Raw genomic sequence first — 16,268 nt, 5'->3', positions numbered from 1 at the left:
AACTTAATTAGCATTAAGTTTCTTAAAATCCACTCTTCACAATAATGTGGAATAAATGAGGAAGCTACAGCATTTACCGCTTACATGCGTTATAATCAGTCATTTTTTACAAGCAGGTATTTAACTAATGGCAAAACAACGTAAAATGCTGGTGACCAGCGCCTTACCTTATGCAAATGGTCATTTACATCTTGGACATTTAGTCGAGCATATTCAAACGGACATTTGGGTACGTACCCATAAAATGGCTGGCATTAATTGCATCAGTATTTGTGGGGATGATGCACATGGTACGCCAATTATGTTAAAAGCAGAGCAGATGGGAATTACCCCGGAAGCTTTGACCGCTGAAATAAAACACAGCCACGAGCACGATTTCAAAGCTTTTGCGATTGATTATGACTGTTATCATACTACCCACTCCCCAGAAAACCAGGCCTTGGCTTCGGCTATTTATGAGGCATTACAAGCAAATGGGTCGATAATTAAAAGAACAATCCGTCAAGCTTATGATCCAGTAAAACAAATGTTTTTACCCGATCGCTATGTCAAAGGTACTTGTCCCAAGTGTGGTGCTCCCGATCAATATGGGGATAACTGTGAGGTCTGTGGCGCCACCTACTCACCCACTGATCTTATTGATGCGGTTTCTGCCATTTCAGGTGCCAAACCTATAGAAAAAGACTCAGAGCATTACTTTTTTGATTTACCTCGTTATGAGGATCTGCTGAAAGAATGGACCCGGAGTGGTCATCTGCAAGCTGAAGTAGCCAATAAACTGGATGAATGGTTCGCCGCAGGATTAAAACAATGGGATATTTCCCGTGATGCACCCTATTTTGGGTTTCCTATTCCCGGAACCACAGACAAATACTTCTATGTTTGGCTTGATGCCCCCATCGGATACATGGCCAGTTTTAAAAAATACTGTGATGAACACGATGTCTCCTTTGCTGAATTTTGGAATAAAGATTCTACTACAGAACTGTATCATTTCGTGGGTAAGGACATTGTATACTTTCATGCATTATTCTGGCCGGCCATGCTCGCTGCCAGCGGCCATAGGATGCCAACAGCAGTTTACACCCATGGATTTTTGACCGTTGATGGACAAAAAATGTCAAAATCACGGGGAACTTTCCTCGAGGCCCGTACCTATCTGCATCATTTACACCCGGAATACCTGCGCTATTATTTTGCTGCCAAGCTCAATGGCCGCGTGGATGATTTGGATTTGAATTTTGATGATTTTATGAATCGAATTAATGCAGATCTTGTGGGGAAAGTAGTTAACATTGCCAGCCGCTGCGCGGGTTTCATTAATAAACGCTTTGAAAATCGACTCAGTGATCATTTAAGCGCCCCTCAACTGTATGCAGAACTGCTTGAAATGCGTCCCCAAATCATGGAGGCATACATTTCTCGTGATTACGCACGTGCTGTTCGCCACATTATGGATTGTGCCGATAAAGTGAACCAGTATATCGATACCAATAAACCCTGGGTTTTAGCCAAAGAAGAAGAACATTTGCCCGCAGTACAAGCCATTTGCACTATGGGAATCAATTTATTCCGCATCTTGATGACTTTCCTAAAACCGGTATTACCGATGATGGCAAAAGCCGCAGAAGACTTTTTGAATTGCACTGCACTGACCTGGGAATCCATAGATCACCCTTTATTAAACCATAATCTCAATACGTTCCAGCCTCTAATGATGCGCGTTGAAAAAGAAAAAATACAAGCCATGCTGGAGCAATCCAAACAGGTGTCCAATGGCCTCAGTTAAAGATATAGATGCACTTTTGCCGCAAACTCAATGCGGCGAATGTGATTTTTCCGGATGTTTACCCTATGCCGAAGCCCTGGCTCAGGGAATAACCGCAATCAACAAATGCCCTCCTGGAGGAGTTGCTACCGTTAAAGCTTTAGGTGCTTTGCTGAATATTGATCCCACTCCTTATTTGACAGAAGCACAGACAAATACTCGGGCGCCTGCCGTTGCGGTCATTCGTGAAGCAGAGTGTATTGGATGCACCAAATGCATCAAAGCATGTCCAGTTGATGCAATTATTGGCAGTGGTAAATTGATGCATGCAGTAATTAGCCATGAGTGCACTGGTTGCGGTTTATGTGTTGCCCCCTGTCCAGTAGATTGTATTGAAATGGTTGATTTGCCGGATACAACCTATGATAAAGACCTGGCTCGGCAACGCTTCCATGCAAAACAAACGCGATTATTGCGTGAAGAGCATGAAAAACAACATGCCTACAGAGCAAAACGCCAGCTTGCTTTGAAAAATGATAAACTGCATGATATCAAGGCCAAGCAAGATTACATTCAACAAGCATTGGCGCGTGTAAAAGCAAAAAAACATGAATAAACAAAAACGTCGAGAAATTTTTGTACGGTTTCGTGAGCACAACCCTCATCCCACAACTGAATTAATTTATCATTCCGCTTTTGAGTTGTTAATTGCCGTCATTCTTTCGGCGCAGGCAACTGATGTTGGGGTAAATAAAGCTACCGCCAAATTATTTCCTGTGGCAAACACCCCTCAGGGCATTCTTGATTTAGGGCTCGAACAATTAAAAGAATATATTAAATCCATAGGTCTTTATAACAGCAAGGCGCAAAATATTATTAAAACTTGTGAATTGCTGGTTAAAAATTATGAAGGAAGAGTACCCGCCCAACGCGATAAACTGGAATCTTTGCCCGGAGTGGGCCGTAAAACTGCTAACGTGATCCTCAATACAGCTTTTGGTGAATCCACGGTAGCTGTAGATACCCACATATTCAGGGTAGCGAACCGCACAGGCCTTGCTAAAGGAAAAAATCCTTTCGAGGTAGAAAAACTCCTCATAAAAAATATAGAATCAGAATTTTTAAAAGATGCGCATCATTGGCTGGTTTTACATGGACGATATGTATGCACGGCGCGAAACCCTCACTGCAAAACGTGTATAATTCAAGATCTTTGTGAATATAAATCAAAAAATTTATGATGCATAACAGGACGAAATAAAGAACGTTGGTTAGGGACAACAGGTATGAGAGAGCGCAGTAAAAAAACTTTTGCTAACTTCATTTTACTCAAATTTTATCAATTTTTAGCCAAAGAAGACAACGTCGCTAAAAGAGCATATCTCTACGATTTCAAGCAAATGACTCACGAAATAAAACCCGGAGATGTGCTTTTAGTTGAAAGTCATACGCGTATGGGAAATATTATTCGTCTTATATCTGAAAGTACCTGGACCCATGCGGCATTATACATCGGACGTTTTGAAGAAATTACCGATCCCTCACTCCGGGATTTAATTCAACAAAATAACACTTATTTGCCATCAGACCAGCTCATCATAGAAAGCATGCTGGGGGAAGGGACTAGAGTATCCACAGTAGATGAATACCAAAATGACCACATCCGCATTTTAAGACCCTCTGCCCTTCTTGCCGAAGATAAGGAAAAAGTGATTGCCGCCGCCATTCATAAAATTGGCAAAAATTACAGTTTAAGGCATCTTTTTGATCTGGCGCGTTTTATTTTTCCCTGGAGTTTTTTTCCGCGTCGATGGCGTTCCTCATTATTCCAGCATAATATGTTGCAACCCACTGAGGATATATGCTCCTCAATGATTGCACATGTATTTCAATCAGTAAATTATCCTATCTTACCTCTGATCAAAAAGGACAAAAAAGGTTATTCACTCATTCACCGAAATCCTCGTCTTTATACTCCTAGCGACTTTGATCTTTCACCTTTTTTTGATGTAATCAAATATCCTATTTTACCGATCAACAAAGGGCAAACTTATCGTGATTTACCGTGGAATAAACAATTCATCAGCGATGATATTGGAATTGTTGAACTGAAAGCTAAAGAATAACCCACTTTGTCTTTAGACAAAGTTATTGTAATAGAATCACAGCAACATGTAATGATCCTGTGCTTCATGAGAAAAAGACTGGCATTTCTATTTTTTTATTCATACAATAAAATTTCGTTGTTGCAGGGAGAGCAAACTTATGAACTGGTGGACGTCTGTAGTTGGTGGAGCCAAATCAATTGGCAATGGGACAACCTGGATTTGGAATAAAGTACCAATCACGCAAACCGTAGCCTATGTAGCAAATTCAACATTTTATGTGGTTGAACAATTTTTAGCTTTACGAGAAGCAATTCCTGCAGTGGTCACCCCCCCAGTGATGAAAATTGTCAAAGGTGCAGGAAACATGCTTGTTTATGATGTCCTGCCTGTTGTTGCAGCACATTATGCAAATAACACCATCCAGAATTATTTACGCCCGGCAGACCCAACAGCAATGTTGGCCTCCTATATGATTCAACCTACCTTAACTTTAATGAATTATGTGACCTGGGGAATTACCTACAGACAGGCATCTAAATTAATTCCCCATACATTGGTTCTTGATGCACTAGGCTCATCCGCTTTTAATGAGCACAAAAATAATCTCACTCAGCCTCCAACTACCTTATGCGTGGAAGAGGAGTGCAATTTTAAACGTAAATTTAAAGGCTCCTTACGTGAACCCATACAATTAGCTTTTAATGATCTCATGCTGTTGGCAATTAGTTATTCTCTCCCTTATGGAGAGGAAATTGCCTGGGTCTTGGCGATCTATTTTTATGGTGAATACATCACTCGTATGGCAACCCCCGAACGTTGCGAACGACATAAGGCTATGAAATCCGAATCCATTCTCTCTTTGGGTCTAGCCTACACTGGAACTTCATATTTGATGGATCAGGCGTTAGAAGCTACTGTAGGCCTACCCCCATATCTCTACCTCAGAACACTGCGTCATTTATTACTTTTAGCCCACATCAATGTTGCATCGCACATGTCCTTACCGTTAGTCCGCTCCGCAAAAGATACTATTCCTCTCGATCCCCTAGTTATTTATGATCGGACAAAAAGATTTGCTATCGATGTCGTATTTGCAGGTTTGATGAAAAGAATCCCCATTGATTTTAAACCGCCTCCAGGTGCAAAACCCTTTCTTCCTTTATCAACCGTCCTACGTTTTCTCACCCGCATCCTTGACAGTGATTTAGAGCAAGTTAAGGTAACACCCCCAGGTTTTTTTAAAAAAACAGCAAAGTTCATTATCCCAAGTATGTTTCACAGTCCCAAAAATGCAGTCAATGATCCCGTGATTAAGCAATTTTGGCCAGACTTACGCAATGATTTACTGAATATTTTAAAGATTGTGAATTCTGCAAAACCGGTAAAAACATTAACAACAGCCCCTACAGCAATTGCCGCTACAGTTAAATATACTCTGCCGGTGCTATTAAACTATCGTTTTGGGTTGCCTATAAAAATGTCTGAATTTCTATTATCTTTAAGTAAAAAAGAAGATTTTTGGAATTTTGTTACCGCCCTCGAAAGATGGCTTGAGCGAAATAATGTATCTTATGAGGTAATCTTGGCAAAAGGAAATTCTAAAGTGGGTTTACATGAAACAAACCAAATCATTGAGCTCCCTCCCGAGTCTCAAACCAGAGTTTTACCTTCAGCAAATGAGTTAACCACTCCGAAAACAACAACAGTGACCGATGCCAAGCGTTTAATTTCTCAAAAACCTTCGACTATACTCACAGCAAACAGCTTGTTTACTACCAAACAAAGGCCTAGGCTCGTGAACAATCCGTCTGCTAAAATAGATGAAAACTCTTCATCGCAACCGCTCCAGGAAACGTCACTGGAATACAACCAATAAATCACGGGGATTAAAAATATGCAGGTAATGCTGTTTTTTTAATCCCTTTGCTTGCGCTGCAATTGCCTGCGGTTGCGTTCCCTTATCTGCTGGGTTATTCATTTAGCTAAATTGGCCAACTACTTGCCATTTTAAATACAATGGTGTTATATTTACGCGCGAATTAGTTCATTACAAGGCAATTATCAGCAAAGGCCAAGGCAAAGTTATGGAAATCCTAGACATATGAATCAATCATTGCCTTCACAGCGGTCACGCTGTTTCTTGTTTCTGACCTTAAGTGTAATAACTTCCCTCATTTTATTAATTAATGTGTCATTTAAAATCATTGCCATCCAGGGACTGATGTTTTCTGTGATTGGTTTAATTTGCCCACTTGTCACTGGATTGTATTTGTTGGCACTAAGAAATTGCACTATTAAAGAACAAAGGCACTTGCTTAATATTTCTCTGATCACTTTATATGTATTTTGCATTGGCGTTTATGTGCTAATTAATTTACCACCCGCTGAATACATGCATAATAATTCAGTATATCAAATCATTTTTGAAGATCTCCCGAAAAAATTCTTTGCAACCACCATTGCATTTGCCCTTAGTTTTTACCTTCCTCATTTATTTGCCTATTCCAAATCCAGTAAAGGATTGCCTACACCAAAACAGTGCATGCTCCTTGCGCTCTTGGGAGGGATTTTTTTCTTTGGCTTAGACTTTTTTCTTTTATTTTCAGGTACTCATCTGCAAAATTTCAAACAAATTTATCTCGATTCATTCTTGATTGCCTCGTTAATACTGCTCCTTATCGGCATTTTCTATCTCACCGTATTATTGAAGTATGAGAATTTAATTTTTCCGGCTCGCGGCAGTGAAGAACTACCCCTTTATCATTATTTCATTTGTGTAGCCATCGTGGTCATGCTTATTTGTTTAGCTTGTGAATACAGGATAGTAACGCTTGTAAATAAATATATGGTCTTGTCAGCAAGTTCGTTATTTTTTCCAATCACTTTGGTAATTAGTACTATTCTCGGTGAGTTATGGGGTTACCGCGTCAATCTAAAATTATGTCTGATCCTTATCGCGACCCAATTTACCTTTGATGTATTATTAATGGGCATTGTAGCCTTACCCTCTCCCCCTTTCTTTAATTTGAATCCTTTTTACAACTACATCATGCCGACAAGGCTTCCTGCTGCCTCCCTGACTCTCTTTATTGCCTTTATCAGTAATGCGATGCTGCTTCATTACTTGAAGCACTCCAAGTGGAATTTGCATCGCCCGCTGCGTATTTTAATCGCAAATTTTTGTTCGAACTTTTTATTATGTCTCATCGACTACTGTTTGCTGTTCGGCGGCATCTACCCTTATGAGCAAATAATTAATTTAATCGTTAACGTTTGGCTTTATAAATCAATCATGACACTGATTTCCCTACCGCTTATTCTATGGTTCTGTGCTTATTTGGAAAAAAAGAAGTCCTTGATTTTGCAGTATGATTGAGCCTGGGACATGCAGAAAGGATTAAAATTAGCGTTTTTTGCCAGATGGGCAGCGCCCCGATTTCTAATAATTCGCTTATAAAAATGGTAACGCTGCGCTGATCAGAATGGATTATTCCTTTTTTACCGGTCTTTTCCACCCATAAACTGTCTTCTGCCTTGATTCCGTAAGCGTCAGCTCCCCTGGAGGCACATTTTTCCGGATAGTACTGCCCGCACCTACAGTTGCGTAAGCGCCTACAGTGACTGGAGCAACTAACTGGGTATCCGAACCAATAAAAGCTCCATCCTCAATGATGGTTTTGTGTTTGTTTACCCCGTCATAATTGCAGGTAATTGTACCAGCACCTACATTTACTGCTTTCCCCAGCTCCACATCGCCTAAATAGCTTAAATGACTTGCCTTGGAGCCCTCGGCAAATACTGCCTTTTTGGTTTCAACAAAGTTGCCTATCTTACAGTGTGCAGCTAGTTCAGTCCCTGCTCTTAATCGAGAGAACGGCCCAACAGTACAATCGTTTGCAATGTCACACCCTTCCAATACGCTGTTTGCGTAAATATCACAGCCGGCACCCAAACTTACATCCGTGAGAATGCAATTGGGGCCGATGGAGCATCCGTCTCCAATGACAACTTTCCCTTTGAAGACGCAATTAATGTCTATGAATACATCTTTCCCACAAATGAGTTCCCCCCGTAAATCAAATCGGTTCGCATCAGCTATGTATACTCCTTCCTGCAAGAATTTTTCCGCTTGTCTGACTTGCCAGATGCGCTCCAATTGCTGTAATTGCAAGCGGTTATTAACACCCTGAATTTCTGCGTTATCTTTTACACTGAGTGTTTTAATTGGTGTTTGACTGGCAACAGCTAAAGCAATAATTTCGGTTAGGTAATACTCGGATTGTGCATTATCGTTGCTTAATTTGGGCAGCCATAATGCTAAGTCATCAGATAATGCGCAACAAATTCCTGAATATATTTCTTTTATATTCTTTTCTTGCTCATTTGCATCTTTTTCTTCTACAATGATGGAAACTTCACCTTGGTTGTTTCTAATAATACGTCCAAGACCGCTAGGATCTTCGAGATGAGCAACCAAAAGTGTCAAAACGGATTTATAGGAATTTGCTGAGTTGCTGCATTCAATTAAAGCACGCAACGTATTGGCTTGAATAAGCGGTACATCAGCAGATAAAACAAGAACTTGTGTTTTTGGGGGAATAAAAGGTAACGCTTGCATCACTGCATGCCCCGTACCTAATTGTTCTGCTTGGTAAACCCAATTCACAGGTAAGTCAGGGAGTGAGTTCTTAAGTTGTTCACCACCATGACCATATATTACGTGGATTACATCAGGATTGAGTTGCTGAGCAGTTTCCACTACCCGAGTCAACATAGGCTTCCCAGCAATTTGGTGAAGTACCTTAGGGGTACTGGAATACATTCGTTTACCCTGTCCTGCAGCTAAAATAATAATTTGTAGTTTCATGTAGTGATGAGTTCCTATTTAAAAACAATAAGGTTCAGTAAAAACAATCTGCCTCAAAAGTTATGAAAAAATAAACAGAGGTATGATAACTAAATTACAGTTCAAGGAGTAGAGCGATGACAATATTTGTTAGAACAGCCCAGGCACTTATCGATCGAGTTTTGAATAAATCAATAGAAGATTCCATTGCTGATGATAACGGGATGATTTATCATTTTTTTCGAGATACCCAACATTCTGAACAACAAAGAAATATAACCCGCTCCCTGCAAAAATTCGTTGCAGATTTTAAGGAGGCAGAAACAGATAAACAAAATTTAGCTGGACTGCAAAAGATAATCAGCGACATCGATAGTGCAGTTGAAAATATGCGAATCAAAAAATCGTGGAAACGAGGCGTTTTGAATGACACTTTAAGTGCGCTTAACTCAAGTCTGGACCGATTCTACCGTTCTCTTTGTGAAAAAAGTGAAAAGTACGAAAAGCAAGTCAGTTTTATCGATATCCCGGATGATGATGACCCTTTCAATCTTCTTTGCGCCCATGCAGCCTATTACATAGGCGAACATATTCTTTGCCCTCCTGAGGAAGGGATGCTTGCTAGAATATATGAAAAAGTTTCCAACAGCATCAGTAATTCTACAGCGATAGAAATCAGAGCCAAAAAAGAAGAGTGCCTCTTGAAGAATATTGTCCACTGTAAGAAAAAACTAGAGGGTTTGGATCCAGATAAACCCGACTATAAAGAATTACGCAAGACCTTTGTTATTGAGGCAATCCAGGCCATTCACCGAGAAAATGCTGAAATCTGTGAGGAATCAAAACCTATTGACTCCATACCTGTGCAAGTAACTTTGATTGCTGTGGCGAGAGTTAAAGCACCCACCATAAAGCCCAGCAGGGGTAGATTGAAAGTGGCAATGGACAATGCCTTTGAGGAAATTGAAGCCAGAGCTGCCGAGAAAAAAGAAAAAGAAGAAGATAAATCAGTATTGGCCCTTTAATTTAGGTTACACCAGAGTTTGCCTGATCGCAGCTTATTCTGTCTGCTTCGCGTAAATCCGAAAAATTGACTTCGTACTCCCGGCTATGAAGTCAATTCACCACAAAGATCGGTTTCCATCAATTTCTTTATTTCATCAACATCTAATCTCTTACTGAGCAAGTACAAAAGCTTACAATGTGCCGCTTCCGGGGTCATGTCATGGCCACTAATTAATCCCGCTTTCTTTAAAGAGTGCCCCGTAGCATACTGACTCATTTCCACCCCCCCCTCCTGGCATTGAGTGCAATTTATTATGATTATGCCACGCGCACATGCATCTTTGAGCAGTTTTAAAAAACGGGGATCATTATTTTGCGCATTCCCCGCCCCATAGGTCTCAAGGATCAAACCACATAAGGGCTGGTTTAAAATATAAGCCAAAACGTCAGTGGCAAACCCTGGAAATAACCTGAAATTGGCAATAAATTGTGGTTCTATTGTTTGCAAATGAAACTCTTTTTGCGGTCGTTTTAATAAAAGATTTTTATGGACTTTTATTTCGATCCCGATAGAAGCCAGATGAGGATAGTTCGGTGAATCAAATGCTTTGAACCCTTGGGAACTGATTTTTTGAGTGCGATTACCGCGTAATAAATGTTGATTGAAATAAATACATACTTCGGGTATAGGCTGGTTAGCACAAAGCCATAATGAAGTGATTACATTATCAATCGCATCATTACGTACTTCAGATAAAGGAATCTGTGACCCTGTGATAATTACGGGTTTTCCTAAATTTTCCAGCATAAAAGACAGAGCCGATGCTGTATAGGCCATAGTATCTGTCCCATGGAAAACAACAAAACCATCAAAATGCGCATAATCAACTGCTATATCCCTGGCAATGCGATTCCAATCATGGACCGTCATATTGGAGGAATCGAGCAATGGGGAATATTCTTTTATTGCATATTCAGGCATATCTTTATGCTTCAGCAAGGGGATTTGTTGCAATGCAGCCTCTACATATCCCGCAGCAGGTGCATAGCCATTTTCCGTTTTAATACTGCTGATTGTCCCGCCTGTATTGATAATTAAAATTTTCTTTTTCATAAGGGATATAGAATAAAGTATTTGCCGCAATTATATATCTAAATAAAAGGATGTGATATGGGGAATAGTAGCTCTGAAAAGCCAGCACCCACAAATCTTTGGTTCCACGTCAGATTTTCTAAATCCCTGGTTTAATGCAAGTAAAAGAAGCTCCTTTCTTTGCTAAAAAACGAGACCGATCTTTATAATTCTTACGGAGAAACCCACAAGCAAAAATGACCGCCATGATTGTTTTTATTGAGTAGTTATCTTTTTTCAATAATAATTACAGATTTAATTGCCAAGGTCTCGCTGTTTATGGAAAAATCGAGCTATTAGCGGTTTAATCTAAAACAGTGACATCATGGTGATTGATCGTGCCGGTTATCGGTTGAATGTAGGTATTATCCTAGTCAACGCACAAAATAGGGTTTTTTGGGGTAGAAGGACTGGTCATGATGCTTGGCAATTCCCGCAAGGCGGTTTAGCTGCTGGCGAAACTTCGTTAGAAGCAATGTTTCGGGAGTTGCATGAAGAAGTAGGGTTGGATAAAGAAGATGTTGAAGTCATAGGCTCCACCAAGCGCTGGCTTAAATACAGGCTTCCCAAACAATATCTGCGTCATGGCAGCGAACCTTTGGTAATAGGACAAAAACAAAAATGGTACTTGTTAAAACTTGTCGCGAGTGAACAAAAAGTCAAACTGGATTTGAGTGACTCACCGGAATTTGACAGCTGGCGTTGGGTTGATTTTCATGAACCAGAAGGACAGGTTATTTTTTTTAAACGCCAGGTTTATGCGCAGGCTTTAAAAGAGTTAGAACCGTTGTTGAAAAAGAATCGCCGGTCTCCATACGGCATTAAACGAAGAAAGAGATCCTAGTTCACCCAGGATTAATTGTGGCAGGCGGTTGCATTTGCGCATACGGTGAACGAAAATCAAAAGGGAGCATGAATTGCTATGAATTTCACAGTGATTTTCGTTCAAGATGTGCCCAATTCGATCATTTCCTGATGAGAGGGTGACCATTTACAAAAAGAGGTAATCATAGGCGTAGATGCTCAAAGTACTTAAACGGATAGTTCAAGAAGTCACTACTGCGAAGCAGCTTTCTGAGGCACTTGGCATTTTAGTGCAACAAATTAATAAAGCCATTAATGCAGAGGCCGCTTCCGTTTACCTTATAGATACCAAACACGCCGAATATGTTCTTATTGCCACAGAAGGTTTAAACAAGGAAGCCCAATTCCGCGTTCGTATTTCCTTTGATAGCGGCCTTGTAGGTCTTGTGGGCCGCCGCGAAGAACCCATTAATCTTGAAGATGCTCCAGACCATCCTGATTTTTACCATAATCCTTTACTAGGTGAAGAACATCTTCGAGCATTTTTAGGGGTCCCCATCATACAGCACAGAAAACTCTATGGAGTTCTCATTGTGCAACAAACAGAACAACGTTATTTTGATGATACTGAAGAATCTTTTTTAATTACCTTGGCAGCCCAGCTGGGCGGAATTATTGCACATGCAGAAGCCACAGGGGAGCTGGCAGAATTAACCCAGCCCAAACCCCTGGGTGTTAGCAAAAAAGTCGAAGTCAGTCCAGCAGCTCTGGCAGGAATTGGTTCTGTCCCTGGGATTGGAATAGGTACTGCGGTGGTTGTATATCCTCAAGCCGATATTGATGCGGTACCTCAAAACCCTGTTGAGACTCTGGATGAAGAAATTAACGCGTTTTATGAAGCGCTGGAATCCACCCGCGAAGACATGCATCGTTTAAGCAAACGCATGAAATCTGTAGTAGGCGAAGAAGAACATGCCTTGTTTGATGTTTATTTGCGGATACTCGATAAAGACAGCCTGGGCGTTGAAGTAGAGCATATAATCCGCAAAGAAAAAATAGGGGCGCAAGCCGCCCTGGCAAATGTGATCAAAAAGCACATCGCCCAATTTGAAAGCATGGAAGACAGCTATCTTCGCGAACGCGCCAGTGATTTCCGTGATTTGGGACGCCGTGTCTTGGCGGCATTACAATTGTCCCAACAAGAAGAAATTGTTTATCCCAAAAGAACAATTTTAGTTGGAGAGGAAGTAACCCCCGCGGCCTTAGCCGAAGTTCCTGAAGGATATCTTGCGGGAGTTATCTCAGCCAAAGGGTCCAATAATTCGCATGTCGCTATTTTAGCACGCGCTTTGGGCGTACCCACGGTTATGGGTGTCCGTGGCTTAAAATTGGACTCCATTTCCCGGCGTGCCGTAGTTGTTGATGGATATTACGGGCAAGTTTATATTTCCCCCTCAAAATCGGTATTGGCAGAATTCAAACTCCTTGAACAGGAAGAACAAGCTTTAAATCAGAGTCTGGTTAGTTTGCGGGATAAACCTGCAGAAACGACGGATAACTATAAAATTTCCTTGCAAGTGAATACGGGCTTGGCTATGGACGCTGGATTATCCATGAGTGTTGGTGCTGAAGGTGTTGGCCTATACCGCTCAGAAGTTCCTTTTATGAGTCGGGACCATTTTCCTTCAGAAGATGAGCAAACCATTATTTATCGGCAAACTCTGAAAGCCTTTGCCCCCCATCCTGTCACCATGAGAACTCTGGATATTGGCGGTGATAAGGTACTTCCCTATTTCCCGGTAGCTGAAGATAACCCCTACCTGGGATGGCGGGGAATTCGCGTCACCCTGGATCATCCTGACGTCTTCTTGATGCAGGTTCGGGCAATGATGCGAGCAAGCGAGGGATTGAATAATTTGCGTATCATGCTGCCTATGGTCACTAATTTAAGTGAAGTCGAAGAAGCTTCCTACCTTATTGATCAAGCCTTCACGGAATTGCTGGAAGAAGGTTGCGTTATCGAAAAACCCAAGGTAGGGGTTATGATCGAGGTTCCTGCAGCCGCCTATTTGGCACGCGAAATGGCTAAGCGAGTTGATTTTATCTCCGTAGGCAGCAATGATTTGACCCAGTATTTTTTAGCAGTAGATAGAAACAATGCGCGAGTTGCAGGCCTTTATGATTCCATGCATCCGGCAATGCTGCGCGTGTTACTGAAAATAGTAGAAGGCGGTCATGCTGCTGGAGTGGAAGTAAGTATTTGTGGCGAAATGGCCAGTGATCCCCTAGCGGTTATTTTATTGGTCGCCATGGGTTTTGATACTTTAAGTATGAACTCCTCCAGTTTACCGCGGGTAAAATGGGTTATCCGTAATTTTGCCATTGCCAATGCCCGTAAAATCCTTGCCGAAGTATTGGAGTTTGAACATCCGGCGCAAATTCGTTTTCATTTGCAAAAAGCCCTGGAAGAAGAAGGATTAGGCAGCCTTATCCGCTCTGGGAAGTCCATATGAACTGCTCATGCACATAAAAAAGGATAATTAAAAAAAGATGCTAACCTTTCCCTACATCAATCCTGTAGCATTTTCAATCGGTCCCATTCAAGTTCACTGGTATGGCTTAATGTATTTGATTGGATTTGTGAGTGGCTGGTTACTCGCTCACTGGCGTGCCAAACATTACCATCTGGATTGGACTTCAGAACAAATCAGTGATTTGATTTTTTATGCTGCCCTCGGGGTCATTGTTGGTGGACGCATCGGTTATATGCTGTTCTATAACTTCCCGGAATTGCTCCACAACCCCTTGTCTTTATTTAAGCTCTGGCAAGGAGGAATGTCTTTTCATGGGGGATTGCTTGGTGTTGCTCTTGCTCTTTGGCTCTTTTCCAGAAAAAGTAAAAAATCGTTCCTGGAGTTGGGGGATTTCATTGCCCCACTTGTGCCCATCGGTTTAGGTGCCGGGCGTATTGGTAATTTTATTAACGGTGAATTATGGGGACGAGTTACCGACATGCCTTGGGGTATGGTATACAGCCATGTAGATGACCAGCCTCGCCATCCTTCAGAATTATATGAATTTGGTTTAGAGGGAATCGGATTGTTTTTACTTGTTTGGATCTATGCGCGTAAACCCCGGCCAGTAGGTCGCGTCTCCGCTGTCTTCCTCATGGGCTATGCAGTATGTCGTATCATTGCCGAGTTTTTCCGACAACCCGACCCACAATTGGGCTATATCGCTTTCGGATGGTTGACAATGGGACAAATTTTATCTATTCCCATGTTGTTACTGGGATTTTGGTTATGGTGGCTTAAACGATGAAAACTTATTTGAATTTACTGGAACATATATTAAACAATGGCAGCGAAAAAACAGACCGAACAGGCACAGGTACCTTGTCGGTTTTTGGTTATCAAATGCGCTTTGATTTGCGCCAGGGATTCCCTTTAGTGACCACCAAAAAACTCCATATGCGCAGTATTGTTCATGAGTTACTCTGGTTTTTAAAGGGGGATACCAATATTGCCTATTTAAATGAAAATGGAGTTAGTATTTGGGATGAATGGGCTGATAGCCATGGTGATTTGGGACCCATTTATGGCAAACAATGGCGAAATTGGCCCACAGCAGATGGACGCACTATTGATCAACTCAGTGATGTGGTTCACCAAATTAAAACCAACCCTGATTCCCGGCGGTTGCTGGTGAGTGCCTGGAATGTGGGAGAATTGGATCAAATGGCTTTGATGCCTTGCCATGCTTTATTTCAATTTTATGTAGCCAACAACACCCTTTCTTGTCAATTGTATCAACGTTCTGCAGATGTATTTTTAGGCGTGCCTTTTAATATTGCGTCCTATGCCCTGTTAACCCACATGGTTGCCCAGCAATGCGATCTCAATGTCGGGGAATTCATATGGACAGGGGGAGATTGCCATTTATATCTCAATCACCTGGAACAAGCTCGTACTCAATTAACGAGGGAACCGCTGCCTTTAGCTACTTTAAATATCAAACGTAAACCTGATTCCTTATTTGACTATGCTTATGAAGATTTTGAATTCGTAAACTATCAATCTCATCCTGCCATCAAAGCACCGATTGCAGTTTAAAATTCTATGTACAGCCGGGGTGTGCCGCGCTCCCCGGGTTACCCCATTGTGGTTGTTCTCCATTCTGCTTCAGCACCAAGACTGCAGGGGTTACTTTGTTTCAAAAAGTTCTCGGATCTCATGGGGTAAGGAAATTGATTTATTTTGCTGGTAATCAACCCAAACTATTTTGCAACTACCCTGTGCCATTAACACCTCACCCTGATAGAGATCGTGATCCATCATCATACTGGAATTGCCAAGACTGTGTATTTTGGAAGACAAAGTCACCGTCGCCGGATAAATGACCGGTTTTAAAAAGGTACAGGCCACATGAATTACAACCGGGCCTGTTTTTTCACTCATGTTGATATTGAGTTCTCGTAACCAGTCGATACGCGCTTCCTGAAAATAATCAAAATAGCGGGCGTTATTTACATGGCCTAATGCATCCATATCGCCCCAGGCTATAGGGAAAATTTTTTTATGTACTGCAATTTTCGACTCATTCATT

Annotated in this window: 14 protein-coding genes; 11 read left to right on the top strand and 3 right to left on the bottom strand. The window is 41.4% G+C overall.

The window, feature by feature from the left end:
* Positions 1-127 precede the first annotated feature (127 nt).
* From metG to KYQ_RS00655, 6 genes are all read left to right on the top strand, one after another.
* The gene (gene metG, locus KYQ_RS00685; RefSeq protein ID WP_010652297.1) at positions 128-1,789 is read left to right on the top strand and encodes a methionine--tRNA ligase; all 1,662 of its coding nucleotides are present in this window, start codon (positions 128-130) and stop codon (positions 1,787-1,789) included.
* The gene (locus tag KYQ_RS00680) at positions 1,776-2,384 is read left to right on the top strand and encodes an RnfABCDGE type electron transport complex subunit B (RefSeq protein ID WP_010652296.1); all 609 of its coding nucleotides are present in this window, start codon (positions 1,776-1,778) and stop codon (positions 2,382-2,384) included. The genes metG and KYQ_RS00680 overlap by 14 nt, the downstream gene beginning before the upstream one ends.
* Positions 2,377-3,009: an endonuclease III gene (nth, locus tag KYQ_RS00675; RefSeq protein WP_010652295.1), complete on the top strand. Its 633-nt coding sequence runs from the start codon at positions 2,377-2,379 to the stop codon at positions 3,007-3,009. The genes KYQ_RS00680 and nth overlap by 8 nt, the downstream gene beginning before the upstream one ends.
* A 45-nt stretch (positions 3,010-3,054) precedes the next feature.
* Entirely contained in the window at positions 3,055-3,894 is an 840-nt protein-coding gene (locus tag KYQ_RS00670; protein ID WP_010652294.1) for a YiiX/YebB-like N1pC/P60 family cysteine hydrolase, read from the top strand.
* 139 nt (positions 3,895-4,033) lie between these two features.
* On the top strand, positions 4,034-5,752 hold the full coding sequence (locus tag KYQ_RS00665; RefSeq protein ID WP_010652293.1) for a hypothetical protein: 1,719 nt from the start codon (positions 4,034-4,036) through the stop codon (positions 5,750-5,752).
* Between the two features lie 225 nt (positions 5,753-5,977).
* Positions 5,978-7,252: a VUT family protein gene (locus tag KYQ_RS00655; protein WP_010652292.1), complete on the top strand. Its 1,275-nt coding sequence runs from the start codon at positions 5,978-5,980 to the stop codon at positions 7,250-7,252.
* Positions 7,253-7,363: 111 nt separating this feature from the next.
* Here KYQ_RS00655 and glmU read toward each other — a convergent pair whose 3' ends face one another.
* A complete protein-coding gene (gene glmU, locus KYQ_RS00650; RefSeq protein ID WP_010652290.1) occupies positions 7,364-8,743 on the bottom strand; it encodes a bifunctional UDP-N-acetylglucosamine diphosphorylase/glucosamine-1-phosphate N-acetyltransferase GlmU in 1,380 nt (459 codons plus the stop codon).
* A gap of 116 nt (positions 8,744-8,859) precedes the next feature.
* On the opposite strand from glmU, the gene KYQ_RS00645 reads away from it, so the two are divergent.
* On the top strand, positions 8,860-9,747 hold the full coding sequence (locus KYQ_RS00645) for a hypothetical protein (protein ID WP_010652289.1): 888 nt from the start codon (positions 8,860-8,862) through the stop codon (positions 9,745-9,747).
* 83 nt (positions 9,748-9,830) lie between these two features.
* Here KYQ_RS00645 and ansA read toward each other — a convergent pair whose 3' ends face one another.
* Positions 9,831-10,841 (bottom strand): asparaginase, encoded by a 1,011-nt coding sequence (ansA, locus tag KYQ_RS00640; RefSeq protein ID WP_010652288.1) that lies wholly within the window; start codon positions 10,839-10,841, stop codon positions 9,831-9,833.
* A 343-nt stretch (positions 10,842-11,184) separates the two neighbouring features.
* On the opposite strand from ansA, the gene KYQ_RS00635 reads away from it, so the two are divergent.
* From KYQ_RS00635 to thyA, 4 genes are all read left to right on the top strand, one after another.
* Complete coding sequence (locus KYQ_RS00635; protein ID WP_010652287.1) at positions 11,185-11,703, top strand: RNA pyrophosphohydrolase; 519 nt, start codon at positions 11,185-11,187, stop codon at positions 11,701-11,703.
* A gap of 175 nt (positions 11,704-11,878) precedes the next feature.
* Positions 11,879-14,176 (top strand): phosphoenolpyruvate--protein phosphotransferase, encoded by a 2,298-nt coding sequence (ptsP, locus tag KYQ_RS00630; protein WP_010652286.1) that lies wholly within the window; start codon positions 11,879-11,881, stop codon positions 14,174-14,176.
* 37 nt (positions 14,177-14,213) lie between these two features.
* A complete protein-coding gene (lgt, locus tag KYQ_RS00625; RefSeq protein ID WP_010652285.1) occupies positions 14,214-14,984 on the top strand; it encodes a prolipoprotein diacylglyceryl transferase in 771 nt (256 codons plus the stop codon).
* Positions 14,981-15,775, top strand: coding sequence for a thymidylate synthase (gene thyA / locus KYQ_RS00620; RefSeq protein ID WP_010652284.1), 795 nt, complete (start codon positions 14,981-14,983; stop codon positions 15,773-15,775). The genes lgt and thyA overlap by 4 nt, the downstream gene beginning before the upstream one ends.
* 90 nt (positions 15,776-15,865) lie before the next feature.
* Here the strand turns inward: thyA and KYQ_RS00615 are convergent, their stop codons facing one another.
* Positions 15,866-16,267 carry an acyl-CoA thioesterase gene (locus tag KYQ_RS00615; RefSeq protein ID WP_010652283.1) on the bottom strand — a complete coding sequence of 134 codons (402 nt, stop codon included), beginning with the start codon at positions 16,265-16,267 and terminating at the stop codon, positions 15,866-15,868.
* Position 16,268: the final 1 nt, after the last annotated feature.

It is taken from the genome of Fluoribacter dumoffii NY 23 (assembly GCF_000236165.1).
GTDB classification, from domain to species: Bacteria; Pseudomonadota; Gammaproteobacteria; order Legionellales; family Legionellaceae; genus Legionella; species Legionella dumoffii.
This window is presented reverse-complemented; position numbering and strand designations above follow the sequence as displayed.